General features: G+C 43.2%; 2 protein-coding genes and 1 pseudogene. All 3 read right to left on the bottom strand.

Annotated elements, in window-relative coordinates; translation table 11 throughout:
- A pseudogene (locus A3739_RS04420) lies at nt 1-150 on the bottom strand (50S ribosomal protein L2); the annotation flags it as partial.
- A 14-nt stretch (nt 151-164) separates the two neighbouring features.
- On the bottom strand, nt 165-458 hold the full coding sequence (rplW, locus tag A3739_RS04415; protein WP_068475202.1) for a 50S ribosomal protein L23: 294 nt from the start codon (nt 456-458) through the stop codon (nt 165-167).
- Nucleotides 455-630: 50S ribosomal protein L4 (gene rplD / locus A3739_RS04410; RefSeq protein ID WP_156502348.1), on the bottom strand; the 176-nt coding region annotated here is incomplete at its 5' end. The genes rplD and rplW, both read right to left, overlap by 4 nt.

Raw genomic sequence — 630 nt, 5'->3', positions numbered from 1 at the left:
TGTAATGCGACCGTTATTGTTACGACCGCCGCTCTTAGACTTTTTCTCTACCAATGGCGCGTAAGGACGGCCTTTATGTAGGTCAGGGTTTACAACCTTAACTACGTGACGGCGACCGGCAGAAGTCGGTTTGGCTTTAACGACTGGCATAACTATCTCCTACCTTATTCAACATCCATAAAGTCGATGTCTTGACCTTCAGCCAAACGAACATACGCTTTACGAATATCTTTACGCTTACCAAGACCGTTACGCGTAAGCTTGGTCTTGCCCTTGATATTTACAGTTTGAACTGACTTAACATCTACGTTAAACAACGCTTCAACTGCTTTCTTGATTTCTGGCTTGCTCGCATCTGGAGCAACCTTGAAACAAACTTGATCGTTTTCTGTAGCCATTGACGTTTTTTCAGAAACGTGAGGGCCTAGAAGCACTTTATAGATACGTTCTTGGTTCATCCCAACATCTCCTCAATCTTTTTCAAAGCAGCTACAGTAACAACTACTTTATCGTGGCCAACCAAGCTAACTGGATCAACACTTGCTACATCGCTTACTTCTACGTTACGCAGATTACGTGAAGCCAAGTAGAGATTTTGTTCAACTTCTTCAGCAACGATCAATGCACCTT

This window comes from Oleiphilus sp. HI0067 (assembly GCF_001635735.1).
This window is presented reverse-complemented; position numbering and strand designations above follow the sequence as displayed.